Source organism: Arenibacter algicola (assembly GCF_000733925.1).
Lineage (GTDB): Bacteria > Bacteroidota > Bacteroidia > Flavobacteriales > Flavobacteriaceae > Arenibacter > Arenibacter algicola.
On sequence record NZ_JPOO01000003.1, the window covers coordinates 232,056 to 252,476 of the forward strand.

Genomic DNA, 20,421 nt, shown 5'->3' on the forward strand with positions numbered 1-20,421 from the left:
GTTCTTAAAAATACAAAGAATATTCATTTATTTTTCGGAGAGATTTATTTCTTCTGTGATATTGTAACGGGTTTCGTTCTTGCGAGATCTTACCATTATTTCCCCTAAAAAGCCAGCAAGGAAAAGTTGGGTCCCTATAACCATGGCTATCAGTGCAATATAGAATTGTGGTCGCTCGGTAATTAGGCGCCCAAAAGGGTTGATGAATACTTTATCGATACCTAAATAAAGGGCAAATCCAAAACCAATTGTAAACATTAGGACTCCCAAGGCACCAAAAAGGTGCATAGGCCGTTTTCCAAACTTGGAAACGAACCAGATGGTAATCAGGTCCAAAAAACCATTGATAAAGCGGTCCATGCCAAATTTGGTCTTCCCATATTTTCTGGCCTGGTGCTGTACTACTTTTTCATCTATTTTATGGAATCCGGCACTCTTCGCCAATACTGGAATATATCGATGCATTTCTCCGGAAACTTCAATTGTTTTTACAACTTCCTTTTTATAGGCCTTTAAGCCGCAATTAAAATCATGCAATCTTACCCCAGAGGTTTTACGGGCAGCCCAATTAAACAACTTGGAGGGAAGGTTTTTACTGAGTATGGAGTCGTATCTCTTTTTCTTCCATCCGGAAATAAGATCGAACCCCCCTTTTTGGATCATTTCGTATAATTCAGGAATTTCCTCTGGATTATCCTGTAGGTCTGCATCCATAGTAATTACCACCTCGCCTTGTGCCGCCTTAAATCCTGCATGAAGGGCCTGTGATTTCCCAAAATTCTTCAAGAAGCGTATACCCTTTACGTTGGGATTGGATTTTCCCAATTTGCTGATAATGTCCCAAGAACCATCGGTACTTCCATCATCAATAAAAAGTATTTCATATAAAAAATGATTGGATTGCATTACGCGTACAATACAATCATGCAGTTCTGTCAACGATTCTTCTTCGTTAAGTAAGGGAATTATTATAGATATATTCATTCGGTACTAATGGAAAATCTTTTCAAAAGTACAAATTACTGAATAGTTTCTTTCTTTTTTAATATTAATGCTGGAATAAGTGATAATATAAGGCTTGCCACTATACTATATATGAGTCCAAATATAATTTGCCAAGAGGGTGTCGTGAATTTTTTGCCCATTTCTATTTGGGCGTCAATTTGCTCAGGGGTCATTTTAGTGGTTTCCATAAGCATACCTTTTTGGTATTCCATGGCTTTGTTCATCATTTCAGGGTCAATAACGCCTGCTAGGATCTGATTGAAAATAATTCCAATTATACCAGCGATCAGGCCAATACCGACACCAATTTTTAAACCTTCCCCAAAGGACATAAAACCATTATTGTCCTTTTTAAACTGCATCATGCCAATAACAATCATTGCTATGGTAATAATTAGGCTAATACCCATTACCATAGGACCTCCTTGATAATGCATATCCAAAGAATATAACATAAATATAAATACTACACTGATTGCCCCAAGGATAAGACCATAGGTCAAAGCGTATTTTCCTGTTTTTGGTTTGGTTTCTTCCATGTTGATTATATATTTAATAGTTTTTATGGTTAGTGTTAACAGTCTTAAATTTGTTACAATTAAAGGTAGGTAATTTTTATTTTTCTTTTTTAAGGTTTTAAGTTGTTCTTTTCAGAAAAATATTTAAATTTGCACCTCGAAATTAAGCAGGAACAAACGTTTTTACAATGAAAAAAGATATACATCCAGGGAATTATAGATTGGTAGCCTTTAAGGACATGTCCAATGAAGAGGTTTTTATCACTAAATCCACAGCCGATACCAAAGAAACTTTAGATGTTGATGGAGTTGAATATCCATTGGTTAAATTGGAAATTTCAAGAACTTCACATCCATTCTATACAGGTAAGGCCAAATTTTTGGATACTGCAGGACGTATCGATAAATTTAAGAGCAAATACGAGAAGTTCAAAAAATAATATTTTCTTTACAAAAGAGTTATTAAGTCACGCTGTTGCGTGACTTTTTTTGTTTTAATTTAGTTGTATGAACTATATTCTTTTTGACGGTACGGTAAGAAGGGCCTTGTTGCCTTTTACCTTTACCAGGCCGGTTGCAGATATTAGAATCGGAATCCTCACCATCAGGGAAAAGTGGGAAAATTATTTAGGGAACACCATAACCACTATAACCGAGGACTATCTGTCCGAAAGATTCCCTATGGTTGAAATGGACGAGAATGTACTTATAAATGCGTCCTTTTTGCCCAATACCGAATTGGTAAACCTGGTAGCCAATTTAAATGAAAAAGAGGCTGTGTTTTATGGGGAGGAGGTTATAGCCTTTTATACAAAGGAGACTCAGGAAGAGGTCGATTTTTCAACCTATACCCATATTGAATATGAAGGCCCCTTACTACGCATTGAAAATACCTGGGATATCTTTTCAAAAAACGGGGAGGCTATGCAGGCAGATTTTGAGCTGTTGACCAAAGGAAGAAAAAGTGCTCCCATCTCCAAGACCAATAGTTTGGTAAACCCTGAAAATATATTTTTGGAAGAAGGTGCAAGTGTTGAATACAGTATATTAAATGCTTCCGAAGGACCCATTTATCTTGGTAAAAATTCTGAAGTATGGGAAGGCAACCTTATTAGAGGTGGTTTTGCCCTGTGCGAAAAGGCAGTGGTAAAAATGGGTGCCAGAATCTACGGCCCCACTACCGTTGGCCCCTACAGTAAAGTATGTGGCGAAATTTCCAATTCTGTACTTATAGGATATTCCAGTAAGGGCCATGAGGGTTATCTCGGTAATTCGGTACTCGGGGAATGGTGCAACATAGGTGCCGATTCCAATAATTCCAATTTAAAGAACAATTACGCAAAGGTGCGATTATGGAATTATGATACAGAGAAATTTGAACAGACCGGACTGCAATTCTGTGGACTAATGATGGGCGACCATAGTAAAACTGCCATTAATACCATGTTTAATACCGGAACGGTAATAGGGGTAAACTGTAATATTTACGTCCCCGGATTCCCTAGGAATTTTGTTCCCAGTTTTAGTTGGGGAGGGGCTTCCGGTTTCACCACATACCAACCCCAAAAGGCTTTTGAAGCAGCAAAGGTAATGATGGCACGTAGGGGGGTGGAATTCAATGAAATGGATGCCAAGATATTGAACCACGTTTTTGAGGAAACCAAACGATGGCGTAAGGAGTAACTACTACTTAATAAATTAAGCAAACCCTTGGCAATACCCTATGGGTTCCCAATAATTGGTATATTTGCAAACGTTTTGGATTAATGTATAAGAAACCGAATTCTATTCGGTCTAAGAAGAACAATGATGAAGAAAAAGGTCGCTTTCTATACCTTGGGCTGCAAGCTCAATTTTTCGGAAACTTCAACCATAGCTAGGGATTTGGTAGAGGAGGGCTTTGAGCGCGTGGAATTTTCTGAAAATGCGGATATGTATGTCATCAATACCTGTTCCGTAACTGAAAATGCCGATAAGCGATTTAAATCGATAGTTAAGCAAGCGCAAAAAAGCAATCCAAATGCCTTTGTTGCGGCTATAGGGTGTTATGCACAGCTTAAACCGGAAGAATTGGCCGCGGTAGACGGTGTTGATCTTGTTCTGGGAGCCACTGAAAAATTTAAGATTGCAGATTATGTCAATGATCTTTCCAAAAACGATTTTGGTCAGGTACATTCCTGCGAAATAGAAGAGGCCGATTTTTATGTGGGCAGTTATGCCATTGGCGATCGCACTAGGGCATTTCTAAAGGTACAGGATGGCTGTGACTATAAATGCACCTATTGTACCATTCCATTGGCCAGGGGGATATCCAGAAGTGACACCCTTCAGAATGTTCTAAATAATGCAGCCGAAATATCATCAAAAGGCATCAAGGAAATTGTGCTTACTGGGGTTAACATCGGCGATTATGGAAAGGGAGAATTTGGAAACAAAAAGCATGAGCATACTTTTTTGGATCTGGTAAAGGCACTAGATAGGGTAGAAGGTATACACCGCTTGCGGATTTCATCCATAGAACCCAATTTATTAAAGAATGAAACCATAGATTTTGTGGCGCAAAGCAATTCCTTTGTACCCCACTTCCATATTCCACTACAGAGCGGTAGTGATGCCATTTTAAAATTGATGAGCAGAAGATACCTGACCAATTTATATGTGGATAGGGTTAAAAGAATAAGGGAAGTTATGCCGGACGCCTGTATTGGGGTAGATGTCATAGTAGGATTTCCCGGGGAAACCGAAGAACATTTTTTGGAAACCTATAACTTCCTTAATGAACTCGATATTTCCTATCTGCACGTATTTACTTATTCCGAAAGGGATAATACCAAGGCAACGGAATTAACCGGAGTAGTTCCTAAAAAAGTCAGGAACAAGAGAAGCAAAATGTTGAGGGGGCTCTCTGTTAAAAAAAGAAGGGCATTTTACGAGGGACAGTTGGGTTCTACAAGAACGGTATTGTATGAGGCCGAAAACAAGGAAGGCTATATCCATGGATTTACGGAGAATTATGTAAAAGTTAAAACTCCATGGAACCCCAGCTTGGTGAATACCTTGCACGAAATAAAACTTACGGAAATTGACGATGATGGCATGGTAAGAGGTGTAGAAGTTAGCAGTATGGTATCTGCCTAGCCATACCCTTAATTACGGATTTACCATTTTCTTTAGGATTCAAAAACAAAAAAAACCTCTCGAAATCGAGAGGTTTTTTTATCATTATATTCTTATCCCAACGGGAAGCATTTCTTTGTATTGTCGATTCTTTCTCAAGAAGCCGGCAATTTGAGGGCTAGTAGGCACCACTCTTAAATTTTGTTCTTGGATATGGCTCAAAACACTTTTAATGAAATCTTCTTTAAAACCTTCCTTCGTTATTTCTTCAGGAATTACAAGTTTTGTTAAAAAAACTTTGCGCTCTTGGGAAGAATACTCAATTTTTGCCAAGTGGCCGTCTACCCTGGCTTCAAATTGTCTCAAGAAACCATTGTCCTTAATTTCTACTTCATTCATATAGTTTGATTTTAAATAATGACTAATTTTGAATTGTGATTATAACGTTCTCAAATTACAATCTAGGCTCATAAACTAAATAAACACATAAGCAGGGACGAAAAAGCCAAGAAAACAAAGTTAGTAAAAAAATAGTTATTATCCTATTAAAATAGTATGCTAGAAAACCAAACGGTCCAAAATAAAAAACATGTTTATTTCATGCCCGGCATGGCAGCCAATCCTTCCATTTTTGACAATATAGACTTGCCCGGAGAAACTTTCGAAAAACATTTCTTGGATTGGTCAGTTCCCGATAAGGATATTAGCCTTGAGGATTATGCCCTAAAAATGTCCGAGCGCATAAAACATAAGGATGCAGTCCTAATTGGGGTCTCTTTCGGGGGCATTTTGGTACAGGAGATGGCAAAACATATTAAAGTAGGTAAGGTTATTATTATTTCGAGCGTCAAGAGTAATACAGAACTTCCCAAGAGAATGATTTTCGCCAAATATACCAAAGCCCACAAGCTATTGCCCACTGGTCTAGTAAACAATATGGAACTTTTGGCTAAATATGCCTTTGGCGAAACAATCCCTAAACGTCTGGCTCTTTATGAACAGTATCTGTCCATCCGTGACAAATATTACCTGGACTGGTCCATAGATGCTATAGTAAACTGGAAACAAACCCAATTCACGGAAAATATTATTCATATCCATGGTGAAAAAGACCCGGTCTTTCCCATAGGTCATATAAAAAATTGCATTACGGTTAAAAATGGGACCCATACGATGATAATTCACCGATCAAAATGGTTTAATGAACACTTACCTACAATTATTTTGCAATAAGGCAGTTCTATTTAATATCTTTGAGTTAGAAATAGGTACATGGCAGGTGCTATCTAGGTAGCAGATCTGCCAACCCAATGTAGTAGGACACTAAGAAAATTTAGAAATTTAAAAAAATAGATGAGATGAAGGTTATAAAGAATGTTTTAATGATTTTGGGAGTTTTTTTCGTAGGAAGCACCTTAATATTTGCTGTGCAAAATCAGTATAGTGAAACTGCTATGTTGGTCGAGGAGTCGCAGCCCAAAGCAAATGATGGAGAGGAAACGGGATATCGTATAACGGCAATTGAGATACCCGAAGATTTAAATTTCGCCGGGGAACCCGTCCCTTTTGAGGATCCTGAGATTATGGAGCGTGTAGACCGTGAGTTTCTAGTAAACACCTACTGGCAGTCCAACGCCCTTTTACTTATGAAAAGAGCCAATAAATTCTTCCCAATTATAGAGCCTATCCTGGCGAAAAATGGAATTCCGGACGACTTTAAATATTTGGCCTTGGCAGAAAGTGGGCTTCAAAACGTGGTTTCTCCTGCTGGGGCCACAGGTTTTTGGCAGATAATGAGTGCCACAGGAAAAGAATACGGCCTGGAAATTAACGGCAATGTAGACGAAAGGTATCACGTTGAAAAATCTACCGAAGTAGCCTGTAGATACCTAAAGAGATCCAAAGATAAATTTGGCAGTTGGACCTTGGCTGCAGCGGCATACAATGCCGGGGCAGGAGGTATCCAAAAGTATATGGGAATACAGAAAGCGGATGGCTACTATGATCTTCTCTTAGGCGAAGAAACAGGTCGCTATGTATTTAGAATATTGGCCATTAAGGAAATATTATCCAATCCTGAGAAATACGGATTTCATATTGAAAAAGAGGATATGTATACCGCCGTTCCAACTTTTAATGTTGAAATAAATGAACCGGTGAGCAATTTTGCCGATTTTGCGAACCAGTATGAGATCAACTACAAAATATTAAAGAGACATAACCCTTGGTTAAGAGAGCCACATTTAAATAATTCTTCCAGAAAGACATATACTATAGAAATCCCAAATAAGGGATACTACAAGATTTCCAAATAATGGTTTCTTTCCTAAAAGATAATATTTGGCCAGTACTTTTAGGAATTAATTATTTATTGGTAATCATATTTTCGGTCTTGATCGTTCTTAAAAATAGGAATCCGATCAAGACCTTGTCTTATATCTTTGTTTTGGCAACATTGCCCTTTATTGGGTTGTTGGTCTATTATCTTTTTGGCCAGGATTATAGAAAGGACAAGATTTTTGAAAAAAAATATGTCGATGATAATGAACGGTTAAAAAAATGGCGCAATAGCTTCAGTCTTGACCGCTCTGAAAGGGAAGACTTAAAGGAGTTTCTAGGGGAAGGTATTTTTAAGATATACCGATTAATGCGCAATAACGAAAGAGCTGTGCTCACCTTCGACAATGAGGTTGATATTTTGATAAATGGAGAGGAAAAGTTTAAATATCTTAGGGAAGATCTAGAAAGTGCCAAACACCACATCCATCTGGAGTATTTTGTTTTGTTCGATAAGGGTTTGGGAAGTGAAATTATTGAAATTCTGTGTAAAAAGGCTCAGGAAGGAATTAGTGTAAGGCTTATTTATGATGACGTAGGAAGTGATATTTCCAATACCTACAAAAGGAAACTTTCAGATAGCGGAGTGAAGCATTTTCCATTCATGCCTGTTTTATTCTCCAACTCTACCAGTAAACTTAATTACAGGGACCATAGGAAAATAGTGGTCATAGACGGCAATATTGGATACGTAGGGGGTATTAATTTGGATCAGAAATACGACAACAGCTTTGATAATGAAAGATACTGGAGAGATACGCATTTGCGTATAAGGGGAGGAGCCGTAGGTGCCCTTCAATCCTCTTTTGTTTTAAGTTGGAATTTTGCGGCCAAGGACACGATGGAAATCGATAAAATTCTTCTCCCTGAACAGAAGCCTGCTCCCCAAAAGCCCGTAGCGGTACAAATTGCGGCAAGTGGTCCGGATAGTGATTGGGCCAATATAATGGAAGCCATGTTCTGCGCCATCAATTCGGCACATGAAAGTATATTGATCACCACGCCATATTTTATGCCCAATACCGCAATTCTAACGGCCTTGACCACGGCGGCGAGAAGTGGGGTAGAGGTGAAAATTATAGTACCTTACGAATCGGATTCAACAGTGGCGCAATATGCCACCGATTCCTACATTGAGGAATGTCTACATTCCGGAATTTCCATACATCGCTACAAAAAAGGATTTATACATGCCAAGACCCTGGTAATAGACGATATGTTCTCCAGTATCGGAACAGCCAATATGGACTACCGGAGTTTCTCCATGAATTTTGAAATAAACGCCTTGTTATATAATAAGGATATAAACCAACAAATGCGAAAGCAATTTCATTTAGACCTTCAGGACTGCGAAGAAGTTACCCTGGAACGCTGGGAAAACAGAAATATAGTTAGAAGGCTAAAGGAGTCCTTTAGCCGACTTTTTGCTCCCTTGCTCTAGTTGTCCTTAATTAGGGAAGGACCAAAACAAGAAAATGGGACGTTAGCTAGATTTTTTTCAATTGTTGCTGCATCATCTTGATCTGTTCCGCAAGCATATTTTGTTTGTCCAGCTTTTTAGCTTCATTCAATAGGGTAGTAGCTTCCCTTTTTCTGCGTTTTTGCATAGCAATACCTGCAAGGCTCAATTTGGCCATTGCCACATCATAATCCATATTTAGGCCAAATTTTAATGCTTTTTTAAAATATTTTTCGGCCTGGGTAAGGTTGGTCTGTGAAAAAATAATGCCATTTAGGTAATTATAGTAGCCATTTTGCTTTTTGGTGAGGGCAGCCTCCGGATTTTTAATTTTATCGAGCCATTTTTTTGTGCCGGCCAAATCTTGCTTCCTCATTCTTAAAAATGCCAATAAAATAATTTCATTCCTAAAATATAGAAATACAAAAATAGAGGAAAGAAGAAGCAACGAAATGCCATTACCAATATTACCTTCTACAAATTGAAATACCGCATAAGCTATTATTAGCGCAGCTATAACTAGTTTTAAATTTTTATTGAACATATTACTTATTGATTAATTGGTACGTTATTTTAGATTTAATAGTGGTCGGTATTTCTTGCCCGCCCATTTGTTTCATTGTGGATACCCCAGTACTTAAGCCCTCTACCAGCATATGTTTAATAAAACCGGTATTGGTATCTGCTGTCAATGTTGTGGTTTGTGTACCACTAAGTTTCATTACTGTATTGGCATCCGTAACATCCATCAACACCTTAGCTTTGCCACTAATCTTGGCCTTATTTTCTTCAATACTCTTAAGAGTCCACACATTGGTCGTCTTTAATTTTCCATTATAGACATTCTCCCATTTATCGTTTTCATTAACTTTCTTGTCTGGATAAATGAAGGTCATTTGCTTATAACTATTGGACAAGGCTTCAGAGCCAAACTCATTTTCCAAGGATTTTTTCATCATATTGATAGAGAATTCATCTTCCAGTCCTGAAGCCCTAGCCATTTTGGAAACTAGACTATCGCCCCCTTGAACTTTTAGAATATTCCCATTCTTTGCCAAAACCATTTTCACCGGATTGTTCAATATAGTATTGAATACTTTGGATTGCATATCCTCATCATTAACCTCCTTGGCCTTGACATTCATTAATTCCCCTTGGATACTCGAGGTCATTTTCAGGTTCAAGTCCTTAAATGTCAATGCAACCTCATAACCATTACTCAGCTCCCCGAGCACTTTAAATTCCAATATTCCATCAATATGGTTCGTTATTTCATGGGTAGCACCGTCCAATTCCTGGGTTATAATCTGCTCGGCATCCTGCTTTACCTTAAAAACATCTCCCTTTTTTAATTGATATTGCAATGTGGTTTGTCCGTAAACACCCATATTGCATAGGATGCAAACCATTAAAAAAATAAAGCGCTTCATGTTAAATTATCATACTGGTTAAGCCGTTGCAAAAGTAGTAAAATCCAGTGGGCCTTATAGGGGGCAATAACAAAAAAAATATTTTTTTAATTAGATTTGCCAATGCAAAAACTCTTTGTATATTTGCAGCCGGATTTTGCTGTCGATGAAGCAAAATTAAAGATTGTCAAAAAGAAATTTAAGCATACTATAAAAATACGCTACGATGAGCAAAAGAACATTTCAACCATCAAAAAGAAAGAGAAAAAACAAACATGGTTTTAGGGAACGTATGGCTACTGCCAATGGTAGGAAAGTTCTTGCTAGAAGAAGAGCTAAAGGAAGGAAAAAATTATCTGTATCCTCGGAGCTGAAGCACAAAAAATAATGATAGAATTGTTTTTTTAAAATAACAAGGTGTTACTTTTTCCGAAGTAGCACCTTTTTTTTGTCCAATTCCCTTTTTCATATATATAAATAACTAGTAAAATGCCCAAAAGAAAAGATTTAAACACTATTTTAATTATTGGTTCTGGACCCATCGTTATTGGTCAAGCGTGTGAATTTGATTATTCAGGTACACAGGCATTGAGATCTTTAAGAGAAGATGGTATAGAAACAATCCTCATTAACAGTAACCCAGCAACTATCATGACGGACCCAACCATGGCCGATCATGTATACTTGAAACCATTGACCACAAAATCCATTAGGGAGATTTTGGAAAAACATCCCAATATAGATGCGGTCTTACCTACTATGGGTGGTCAAACAGCATTGAATCTTTGTATAGAAGCGGACACTAAAGGAATTTGGGAAGATTACGGAGTAAAGATCATAGGTGTAGATATAGACGCCATCAATATTACGGAAGACAGGGAGAAATTCCGTGAGCTAATGCTCAAAATTGGTATTGGCATGGCACCCCAGGCAACCGCTACTTCCTTTCTAAAAGGAAAGGAAATTGCCCAAGAATTTGGATTTCCATTGGTAATCAGGGCTTCCTATACCCTTGGGGGTGCAGGAGCTTCCATAGTCTACAAACCAGAGGATTTCGACGAACTTCTTAGTCTTGGATTGGAAGTTTCCCCAATTCACGAGGTAATGATCGACAAAGCCTTAATGGGGTGGAAAGAATATGAACTGGAGTTACTTAGGGATAAAAATGATAATGTAGTTATTATCTGTACCATTGAAAATATGGATCCCATGGGTATCCATACCGGAGATTCCATTACGGTAGCCCCGGCTATGACACTGTCTGACACAACCTTCCAGAGAATGCGTGATATGGCAATTCATATGATGCGCAGTATCGGGGATTTCGCAGGTGGATGTAATGTTCAGTTTGCCGTTAGCCCTGATGAAAAGGAAGACATTATTGCCATCGAGATCAATCCTAGGGTTTCCAGATCCTCAGCATTGGCATCAAAAGCTACTGGGTATCCTATTGCCAAGATAGCCGCGAAACTGGCTATAGGGTATAATTTAAATGAGTTGAGCAATCAGATTACAAAATCTACCTCCGCCTTATTTGAACCTACCTTGGATTATGTAATCGTAAAGATACCACGATGGAATTTTGATAAATTTGAGGGCTCGGATAGAACTTTGGGACTCCAGATGAAATCGGTAGGAGAGGTTATGGGTATTGGCCGTTCTTTTCAAGAGGCCCTGCACAAGGCCACCCAGTCTTTGGAAATTAAGAGGAACGGACTTGGAGCTGACGGTAAGGGATATACCAATTATGATGAAATTATAAGCAAACTCACCATCCCTAGTTGGGACCGTGTTTTTGTGATTTATGATGCTATTCAATTAGGGATTCCGTTGAGTAGGATCCATGAAATCACTAAAATAGACATGTGGTTTTTAAAGCAATACGAAGAGCTGTACCAACTGGAAAAAGAAATTTCCAACTTCAACGTGGAAACACTTTCCAAGGACCTACTTTTGGAAGCCAAGCAAAAAGGATTTGCCGACAGGCAGATTGCCCATATGCTGGATTGTTATGAGAGTGAAGTTTATAATAAACGTGTTGCCCTCAACATTAATAGGATTTACAAACTGGTCGATACCTGTGCCGCCGAGTTCAAGGCTATGACCCCTTACTATTATTCTACTTTTGAGGCGGAAATAGAAACTCCGGACGGGAAGAAATATGTAGAGAACGACAGTATTGTAACCGACAAGAAAAAAATTGTAGTCCTAGGTTCAGGACCCAACCGAATTGGACAGGGTATAGAGTTTGATTACTGCTGTGTACATGGCGTATTGGCCGCATCGGAATGTGGTTACGAGACCATCATGATAAACTGTAATCCCGAAACGGTTTCCACGGATTTCGATATTTCAGATAAACTTTATTTTGAGCCTGTATTCTGGGAACATATCTACGATATAATTAGACATGAAAAACCAGAGGGCGTTATTGTTCAACTTGGAGGCCAAACAGCCCTTAAGTTGGCAGAGAAACTGGATAAATACGGTATCAAAATAATTGGGACCAGTTTCAAAGCATTGGATCTGGCGGAGGATAGAGGAAGTTTTTCCAATTTATTGGCCGAGAACAATATTCCATTCCCTCAGTTTGGTGTGGCCGAAACGGCCGATGAAGCCTTGGCTCTTTCAGACGAATTGGACTTTCCACTACTGGTTAGACCATCTTACGTTTTGGGTGGACAGGGAATGAAGATTGTCATCAACAAGGAAGAACTGGAGGAACATGTGGTAGATCTTCTGAGAAAAATACCTAATAACAAATTGTTATTGGACCATTATTTGGATGGCGCCATTGAGGCAGAGGCAGATGCCATTTGTGATGGGGAAGATGTTTACATCATCGGAATTATGGAGCATATAGAGCCATGTGGAATTCACTCCGGGGATTCCAACGCTACCTTACCCCCCTTTAATTTGGGCGAATTTGTCATGCAGCAAATAAAGGACCATACCAAGAAAATTGCCTTGGCCCTTAATACTGTGGGACTTATAAATATTCAGTTCGCCATAAAGGATGATATTGTATACATCATAGAGGCCAACCCTAGGGCGTCCAGAACGGTACCCTTTATTGCAAAGGCTTACAAGGAGCCATATGTAAACTATGCAACCAAGGTAATGTTGGGAGAGAAAAAGGTAAAGGACTTTAATTTTAATCCGCAATTGGAGGGCTATGCCATAAAGCAACCGGTATTTTCCTTTAATAAATTCCCTAACGTAAATAAGAATTTAGGACCTGAAATGAAGAGTACCGGGGAGAGCATTTTGTTTATAGACAGTCTTAAGGACGACGAATTCTACAACCTGTATTCTAGGCGTAAGATGTACTTGAGCAAGTAGTTCCATGATATATGGAAATTGGAAGATATTCACTTTCAAATAAATAAAGAACTCCTTTTTCTATTAGGTTAGAAAAAGGAGTTCTTTTATGATAGACAAAGGTCCTGTTAAACATTCTGTTATGCCCCCCAAAACCAAATTGGGCAAACGCCCTGCGTCCAGATAACCTATCCTACGGAACGTGAGTTCGACATAAAAATACGAGCAAGACATTGATTACGTGTAAATTAAAAAAATGTTACAGGCTCCTTGAGCCTGCCTTGTCGTCAGACAGGCCTGCCCGGCTGCAGACAGGCGGAAGCGAGAGGTTATTGAACTGTAACGCTTTTAAAATGAGGTCTCGACTCCGCTCGACCGGACCAGTATTATATAAACAACTGATTTTAATATAAATATATCGAATTCACGTTACATCATTATTTATTCAGTAGCTCTTTTAAAGGATTCCACACCTCCAACAACGGGTAAGGTTAAAGTAGTTACATCCAGATCAACCGATAATTCTGTTCCAGGATCGGGCAAAAGCGTGAATTCCCGATCACTTGAGAAAATCATAAGTGCAATTTGTTGGCCTTTGGGTATAATCTGATCGTCCGGCATCAAATCGAAAGTTAGATTGTAGAACTTTCCAGGAACCAAAGGCTCACTGTGGGTAATGGAACTATAGTTTTGAGGGTCTGCCCAACCACGGGTTATAATATTATCTGTTATTTTTACATTCTTACCATCATTCCAAGGCAATGAAACCAACCAAACCGATAAATTGGCTGCAGCCTTGTTGCTCGCTACAGCAATACTGATTTTGGAGGTACCTGATAGGTGAATATCCTTGGTAAGGGTCGGTGTAACATAAAGCAGGCGATGATTGGTGTTCTCTGCCTTGGCCAAAGTTTCTCCTGAAAAGGAAAAATTATCGACAAGGGTTTCCACCCCTTGAGCGGGCATCTTTTCAGTACTTAATCCACCTTTCTCCGGTGCGCCTCCTTCCAGATATAAAGTTACATCTGCTGCTTCGGGATTTGGATAATCTTTATAAGGTGTTGGATTTAGTTTGTCATCATTCTCTCGAACAATCCAGGCCTTGGCATCTTCTTCCACACCCTTTTCAATACCATGTAGATATCGGGTGAACCACCTGTTCATCATTGCTAGCGGAGGTTCTCCTCCATGTCCGTTCTGGTGATAATATATTTGGGTAGGCAAGCCTTTGTCCTTGGCAGCCTTATAAATCCTATAGCTATGCTCTGGCATTACGTTCCAATCATTAAATCCGTGTGCCATCAATAAAGCAGCCTTCATGGGGGCCATTTCGTTTAAATAATCACGGCCGGCCCAGAAATCGTTGTAATCACCAGTAATCCTATCCATACCGTTTTTCATTTCGGTATCTCTAACAACCTTATTATTATGAGCTCGTTTAGTCTCGTCCCCGCTATGTATAAAGTCGTAAAGTACATCTATATCTTCCCCTAAATACCCTCCTGGAGAGCGTACAAGGCCATTGGACCTATAGTAGTGATAATAGGAAGTATTGGGAGCGATGGGGATTATAGCCTCCAATCCCTTAACTCCCGTGGTGGCGGCCGCCAAAGGTATTGTACCATTATAGGAAGTCCCGGTCATACCCACTTTGCCTGTAGACCAATAGGCCTTTACTTTTTCTTTACCATATGGCTCCGAATACCCCTTTGTCCTACCACATAACCAATCTATAACCGCTTTTGGGGCCAAGGACTCATTGTCCCCACCTACGGTAGGAGAACCTTGGGATAGGCCTGTGCCAGGGGAGGAGGAGTGTACCACAATATAACCACGGGGTACCCAGGTCTGAATATGTGAGTTGGAAATATAGGGTCTTTCACCAGTCCTGACTACCTCGGGGTGCAAACGCTCTTTAGGACTTTCCCCTAATTCATGGCGTACATCCCAAAACATCTCATTCAAATTGGAGGCCACACCGGCAAAATAAGGACTACTAATGTAAATAACCGGTAATTTAAGTCCTTCTGTTTCAGTTTGGCCAGGTCTAGTGACCGAGACGTGCATTCTGTCTTTCTTGCCATCCCCGTCGGTATCAAACTCTGTTTCAACCCAAAGGTCATGCGTTATCCATGTAGATTCGTCACTAAACCCAGGTACGACCTGGGCTTCACCGTTCTCAAAAATTGGAACGGATTTCTTTTCCAATAAGGTTTCACTTTTCTGGGCGCTAACTATGGTAAGTACTCCAAATACAAATGTGATTAAAAGTGCAATTTTGTTTTTTATCATAATGGACTTTAAATTAATATATAGGATTTAGGTTTATATTATCAAGAAGGTCAGGATGTTGATTCAAGACCAATTCAAGGTTAAACACAAAATTGGTTCCAATACATGTTTTTGGGAAGGTAATTGATTGTACGCATCAATCCCTATATCATATAAGGGGCTGGATAGATAAGTGCCTAGATTCAAAGAAACTGGTAATTTGATTGGAATGGAATTTCTAAAATTCATATAGACGGGAAATAAATAGCAATTATATGTGGCGAAAATATTCAAAAATTGTGCCACAAGGTTTCCAATAAGTTAGCAAATCTATATGGTTTTTCATTTCCTATAGATTCAATAAGTAGTCTAAAATTTTAATGAAAGGTCAGGTAGAATGTATTTCAATCCGCTATAACAAGATCACTCTGTAATGGTTTTGGCAATTATAGGCCATATATTATTGGCTATAATCTTCTGTCCTTCGGCTGTGGGATGTATTCCATCGGGTTGATTTAGTTCTGGATTTCCTGCCACGTCCTCCAAAAGGAATGGAATTAGGCCAATCTTATTCTTTTTGGCAAGATCTGGAAATATATCCCTGAATTCGCTCGTATAATCCTGACCCATATTGGGGGGAATTTGCATTCCGGCCAGAATAATGGTCGTATTGGGATTTTTTTGTTTCACTACATCTATAATTTCCTGTAAGTTCCTACGGGTTTCTTCCAATGATATGCCACGTAAACCGTCATTGGCCCCAAGTTCCAATACAAAAACGTCTATGTCTGAATTAAGCACCCAGCCAAGTCTGTTTTTGCCACTGGCCGTAGTTTCGCCACTTAAACCGGCGTTCACTACTTTATAGGCCAACTGAAGGGAATCTACCTTCTCTTGGATCAAAGCGGGAAACGCTTCATTGGGGTCCAAACCCATACCCGCAGTAAGACTATTCCCAAAAAACAAAATTACCTTGCTTTCACTCTTGGTTTCAAGCTTGCTTTCAACGGCATTTTCCTTTTTTCCTTCAGCATCGGCCTTCTTGGTGGCCATATTTCCGCAAGAAGTGAAAAAAATGATTAATAAATAAGAAAATCTTAACAAGGTTCGCATGGGATATAGGATTAAAATCAAAATCATTTCAGTATTTTGCCTACTTGGGAAAATCATGAAATAAAAATTATATGGCAAAGATATTAAACGTAGACAATTTAGGGAAAATCTATACTAGTGGCTCTAAAAAACTTACGGTATTGCAAGATATTACCTTTAACGTGGAGGAAGGGGATACTTTTTCCATTGTAGGCCCTTCCGGAAGCGGTAAAACCACGTTGCTCGGTATATGTGCGGGTCTGGACCAGCCAGATTCGGGTACGGTAACCTTATGCGGAACGGAATTAGGGAGTTTAAACGAAGATGAAAGGGCCATACTGCGCAATAGGAATATAGGATTTGTTTTTCAGGATTTTCAGTTACTGCCAACACTTACCGCTTTGGAGAATGTGGCCATTCCGTTGGAATTAAGAGGAGATAAAAACGCCATGAACAATGGGATGGAACTACTGGAGAAGGTAGGCCTTCAAAATCGATTCCATCATTACCCATCCCAACTCTCGGGTGGGGAACAACAGCGCGTTGCCTTGGCCAGGGCATTTTCCAATAAACCTTCCATATTATTTGCCGATGAGCCTACCGGTAACTTGGATGCGGAAACAGGGGAAAAGGTGATTCAACTACTCTTTCAGTTAAATGCGGATGCCGGTACTACCTTGGTTATAGTTACCCACGATTTGGAATTGGCGGCCAAAACAAAACATATATTAAGATTAAAAGGTGGTAGGATTATTGCCAACCAAGAAACAACAGCATTGTGAACGGATATAACAGCACTTCAAAGTCCGGGTTCCTATGGCTTCTAAAAATGGCATGGCGAGATGGAAAGGCGAGTAGAAGGAAACTTTTTCTTTTTATGGCTTCGATTATTATGGGGATTGCCGCAGTAGTCTCTATCCAGTCTTTTGGCGATAATCTTAAAAAAAATATTTCCTTACAGTCCAAATCCCTAATGGGTGCCGATTTTATAATCGATAGTAGAAACCCACCAAATGAAAGGGTAGAAAAAATATTGGATTCCCTTGGGGGGGCCAATGCCAAAGAAATAAATTTTCCTTCCATGGCGGCTTTCATAAAAACAGGAGCTTCCAAATTGGTACAAGTTCGTGGGATTGAAGGAGGATTTCCTTTTTACGGTATACTAGAAACAGTACCAATATCAGCAGCGGATAACTACCAACAAAATGGTGGAGCCTTGGTAGATGCTACGGTTATGCTGCAATATAACCTACAAGCAGGGGACAGTATTAAAATAGGGGAAGTTACCTTTCCAATTTCCGGGTCATTGAAATCGATACCCGGTAGCTCAGGCCTGTTCAGTTCTGTAGCTCCTCCCGTGGTGATTCCCTACAGATTTATCAAAGAAACTGGACTGATACAGAAGGGTAGTAGGCTGGATTACGAATATTATTTCTTTCAACCAGATACAGATCTGGAAGCCCTGGATAAAAAATTGGATCCCATATTGGATGCCGAGGGCGCCGATTTGGATACCCACACCTCTACGAGTGCCAATTTGGGCCGCAGATATGGGAATTTTGGAAAATTTCTTAATCTGGTCGCTTTTATTGCCCTCCTTCTGGGCTGTATTGGCATTGCAAGCGCCATTAATATTTATATAAAGGAAAAATTGAGATCGGTAGCGGTTCTAAAATGCTTAGGAGCAACCAAAAAACAAACTTTCTTAATTTATTTACTACAAATTGCAGTGCTTGGATTGATTGGGGGAGCTATAGGTACCGTATTCGGTATAATTCTACAGCAAATATTCCCTTTGCTTCTGGGAGACCTACTACCCGTGGATGTGCAATTGTCCTTGGCGCCGAAGGCAATAGCCATGGGACTTCTATTGGGTCTCTTTATGTCCATTCTTTTCGCCCTTTACCCTTTAATGGGCACCTTGTACGTTTCGCCACTTCAAGCATTAAGAGTACAGGAAGTGGATAGTTCAAGGTCTAGAAAGGGACTTATTTTGGTCTCCCTGGCTATTCTGACCTTCTTATTTCTTTTTTCATATTGGTTATTAAAGGATTGGAAATATTCCTTGTCATTTGTTGCAGGCATTGTGGTAACCTTTGCCATAATGGCCGGTTTGTCCGCATTTGCCATGAAGGCTATAAAAAAATACTTTCCAACTTCTTGGGGCTTTACAGCCCGTCACAGTTTATCCAACCTTTTTAGGCCGCAGAACCAAACCCTGACCTTGGTCTTGGCAATTGGCATAGGCACCTTTTTGATCAGTACCCTATATTTTACCAAAGACTTCTTACTGGCCAAATCTTCCATGGGAACAGATGCCAATAGTCCCAATATAATTCTTCTGGATATTCAGACAGAACAGAAGGAAGCGGTTGCCAATACCATAAGGCGCGACGGTCATCCCGTATTGACGGATATCCCAATTGTTACCATGAGGGTAAATAGCATAGAGGGGAAGTCTGTGAACGAAATTAGAAAGGATACTACTTCCACAATTAATCAGTGGATATTGAACCATGAGTTCAGGGTAACCTATAGGGATAGCCTTATTTCCTCGGAAAAATTGGAATTTGGGGAATGGGTCAACAAAGTAACTTCCATGGAGAAAATACCTATTTCCGTGAGTGATAATTTTGCAAGGGATGCGAAGGTGGAAGTGGGGGACAAGCTAAGCTTTAATGTACAGGGGGTAATCATGAATACTGTGGTAGCCAGCATTAGAACCGTGGATTGGGGCAGGATGCAGTTAAACTTTTCCGTTGTATTTCCCTTGGGTATTTTGGAAGAGGCCCCACAATTTACAGTGCTCACAACTAATGTACCTGATGAAAGTGCATCGGCAAAGCTACAAAAGGAACTTGTAAAGGTATTTCCCAATGTATCCATACTGGATATACGACAGATCTTGGTGGTAATTGAGGGCTTGCTGGACAAAATTTCATGGATTATTAATTTTATGGCATTTTTCAGCATACTTACGGGAATAATTGTGCTAATGGGTGCGGTAAGGACCAGTAAATATCAGCGCATACGTGAAAGTGTGCTACTAAGGACTATTGGAGCCAAGAGTAATCAAATTCTTAAAATAGTGGCCTTGGAGTACCTTTATTTGGGTGTTTTGGGAGGTTCATCCGGAATTTTGCTGTCCTTGGTAAGTAGTCAATTACTAGCTTTCTTCGTATTTGAATCGGCTTTTACACCTTCGTTATTTCCATTTTTAGTGCTGTTCCCAGGAATTACTTTACTGGTCTTACTGATAGGGTTAACGAATAGTAGAAGTGTTATAAAAAGTCCACCATTGGAAGTATTGCGTAAGGAAGCTAGATAGCCGTTTTACCCCTTAATTATTATTAGTTAGGTAGATAAAGGGCTTTTGCTTTGGCAAGGTCCGTTTTTGAGTGATGTCCAATCTCCAAAAAATATTCCAATTGCCATTTTTGAGTAGATTGAGCTGTTTTGTTGGTAGGTAGGGACCAAGGGGGATAAACCCTAAAACCTCGTTTCCCTTCGTTTTTCCTATGGGAAACTATTCCTTTATCCATTAGTGTGGCTTTAGGAAATACGAATTGTCCTAAATGTGGTCCCTCTTGGACATTTATCACGAATAAATCTGCCTTATCGGACTCTTCATATGGCGTTGTTTCACCATCCGTATTTCTTTTCCATAAGGTTACGAATTGTCCAATTTTTTTTGGAGTGATTTTAGCCTTTCTTGATACAACATATAAGGCATTCAATTGAAATGAAGAAGCTTCATATTCTTTACTTTCCTTTTCCCGTACATGGTTTGATACCTTTAGGCCACAGAGCGAATAGACTTCTTCCAGTATAGTAGTAAAATAGGTATTTGATGTCATATTCATTTTGATAATTCACTTCAAATTGCAGCTAA

General features: G+C 39.4%; 18 protein-coding genes. 10 read left to right on the forward strand and 8 right to left on the reverse strand.

Annotated features, from left to right (window positions below):
• Positions 1-27: 27 nt before the first annotated feature.
• Together U735_RS0111160 and U735_RS0111165 are read right to left on the reverse strand one after the other, a co-directional pair.
• The gene (locus U735_RS0111160) at positions 28-984 is read right to left on the reverse strand and encodes a glycosyltransferase family 2 protein (protein WP_031443895.1); all 957 of its coding nucleotides are present in this window, start codon (positions 982-984) and stop codon (positions 28-30) included.
• A gap of 35 nt (positions 985-1,019) precedes the next feature.
• Positions 1,020-1,544, reverse strand: coding sequence for a DUF4199 domain-containing protein (locus tag U735_RS0111165; protein ID WP_031443896.1), 525 nt, complete (start codon positions 1,542-1,544; stop codon positions 1,020-1,022).
• 167 nt (positions 1,545-1,711) lie between these two features.
• Between U735_RS0111165 and U735_RS0111170 the strand changes: the two genes are divergently transcribed.
• The 3 genes from U735_RS0111170 to mtaB all read left to right on the forward strand — a co-directional run bounded on the left by U735_RS0111170 (position 1,712) and on the right by mtaB (position 4,661).
• A complete protein-coding gene (locus tag U735_RS0111170; RefSeq protein WP_031443897.1) occupies positions 1,712-1,963 on the forward strand; it encodes a type B 50S ribosomal protein L31 in 252 nt (83 codons plus the stop codon).
• 67 nt (positions 1,964-2,030) lie between these two features.
• The gene (locus tag U735_RS0111175) at positions 2,031-3,206 is read left to right on the forward strand and encodes a GlmU family protein (protein WP_031443898.1); all 1,176 of its coding nucleotides are present in this window, start codon (positions 2,031-2,033) and stop codon (positions 3,204-3,206) included.
• Positions 3,207-3,332: 126 nt separating this feature from the next.
• Positions 3,333-4,661, forward strand: a complete 1,329-nt coding sequence (mtaB, locus tag U735_RS0111180) for a tRNA (N(6)-L-threonylcarbamoyladenosine(37)-C(2))-methylthiotransferase MtaB (protein WP_031443899.1) — start codon at positions 3,333-3,335, stop codon at positions 4,659-4,661.
• Positions 4,662-4,745: 84 nt separating this feature from the next.
• Here mtaB and U735_RS0111185 read toward each other — a convergent pair whose 3' ends face one another.
• The gene (locus U735_RS0111185; RefSeq protein ID WP_031443900.1) at positions 4,746-5,039 is read right to left on the reverse strand and encodes a GNAT family N-acetyltransferase; all 294 of its coding nucleotides are present in this window, start codon (positions 5,037-5,039) and stop codon (positions 4,746-4,748) included.
• A 156-nt stretch (positions 5,040-5,195) separates the two neighbouring features.
• Between U735_RS0111185 and U735_RS0111190 the strand changes: the two genes are divergently transcribed.
• The 3 genes from U735_RS0111190 to cls all read left to right on the forward strand — a co-directional run bounded on the left by U735_RS0111190 (position 5,196) and on the right by cls (position 8,418).
• A complete protein-coding gene (locus U735_RS0111190) occupies positions 5,196-5,873 on the forward strand; it encodes an alpha/beta fold hydrolase (protein ID WP_232233248.1) in 678 nt (225 codons plus the stop codon).
• Between the two features lie 125 nt (positions 5,874-5,998).
• On the forward strand, positions 5,999-6,955 hold the full coding sequence (locus U735_RS0111195; RefSeq protein ID WP_031443902.1) for a lytic transglycosylase domain-containing protein: 957 nt from the start codon (positions 5,999-6,001) through the stop codon (positions 6,953-6,955).
• Positions 6,955-8,418 (forward strand): cardiolipin synthase, encoded by a 1,464-nt coding sequence (gene cls, locus U735_RS0111200; RefSeq protein ID WP_031443903.1) that lies wholly within the window; start codon positions 6,955-6,957, stop codon positions 8,416-8,418. Before U735_RS0111195 ends, cls begins: the two co-directional genes overlap by 1 nt.
• A gap of 46 nt (positions 8,419-8,464) precedes the next feature.
• Here cls and U735_RS0111205 read toward each other — a convergent pair whose 3' ends face one another.
• Together U735_RS0111205 and U735_RS0111210 are read right to left on the reverse strand one after the other, a co-directional pair.
• On the reverse strand, positions 8,465-8,980 hold the full coding sequence (locus U735_RS0111205; protein ID WP_031443904.1) for a hypothetical protein: 516 nt from the start codon (positions 8,978-8,980) through the stop codon (positions 8,465-8,467).
• 1 nt (position 8,981) lies between these two features.
• The gene (locus U735_RS0111210) at positions 8,982-9,866 is read right to left on the reverse strand and encodes a DUF6263 family protein (protein ID WP_031443905.1); all 885 of its coding nucleotides are present in this window, start codon (positions 9,864-9,866) and stop codon (positions 8,982-8,984) included.
• Positions 9,867-10,071: 205 nt separating this feature from the next.
• On the opposite strand from U735_RS0111210, the gene rpmH reads away from it, so the two are divergent.
• Together rpmH and carB are read left to right on the forward strand one after the other, a co-directional pair.
• Positions 10,072-10,233 carry a 50S ribosomal protein L34 gene (rpmH, locus tag U735_RS25290; protein WP_026809253.1) on the forward strand — a complete coding sequence of 54 codons (162 nt, stop codon included), beginning with the start codon at positions 10,072-10,074 and terminating at the stop codon, positions 10,231-10,233.
• A 101-nt stretch (positions 10,234-10,334) separates the two neighbouring features.
• Entirely contained in the window at positions 10,335-13,187 is a 2,853-nt protein-coding gene (carB, locus tag U735_RS0111220; protein WP_031443906.1) for a carbamoyl-phosphate synthase large subunit, read from the forward strand.
• A gap of 420 nt (positions 13,188-13,607) precedes the next feature.
• Here the strand turns inward: carB and U735_RS0111225 are convergent, their stop codons facing one another.
• Positions 13,608-15,458: a Xaa-Pro dipeptidyl-peptidase gene (locus U735_RS0111225; protein ID WP_031443907.1), complete on the reverse strand. Its 1,851-nt coding sequence runs from the start codon at positions 15,456-15,458 to the stop codon at positions 13,608-13,610.
• A 402-nt stretch (positions 15,459-15,860) separates the two neighbouring features.
• Positions 15,861-16,577 carry an arylesterase gene (locus tag U735_RS0111235; protein WP_232233249.1) on the reverse strand — a complete coding sequence of 239 codons (717 nt, stop codon included), beginning with the start codon at positions 16,575-16,577 and terminating at the stop codon, positions 15,861-15,863.
• 44 nt (positions 16,578-16,621) lie between these two features.
• Here U735_RS0111235 and U735_RS0111240 point away from each other — a divergent pair, with 44 nt between their 5' ends.
• Together U735_RS0111240 and U735_RS0111245 are read left to right on the forward strand one after the other, a co-directional pair.
• Complete coding sequence (locus U735_RS0111240; protein WP_031443909.1) at positions 16,622-17,311, forward strand: ABC transporter ATP-binding protein; 690 nt, start codon at positions 16,622-16,624, stop codon at positions 17,309-17,311.
• 47 nt (positions 17,312-17,358) lie between these two features.
• Positions 17,359-19,857 carry an ABC transporter permease gene (locus U735_RS0111245; protein WP_051892331.1) on the forward strand — a complete coding sequence of 833 codons (2,499 nt, stop codon included), beginning with the start codon at positions 17,359-17,361 and terminating at the stop codon, positions 19,855-19,857.
• Between the two features lie 22 nt (positions 19,858-19,879).
• Here the strand turns inward: U735_RS0111245 and U735_RS0111250 are convergent, their stop codons facing one another.
• Entirely contained in the window at positions 19,880-20,386 is a 507-nt protein-coding gene (locus U735_RS0111250; protein WP_198036648.1) for a MepB family protein, read from the reverse strand.
• Positions 20,387-20,421: the final 35 nt, after the last annotated feature.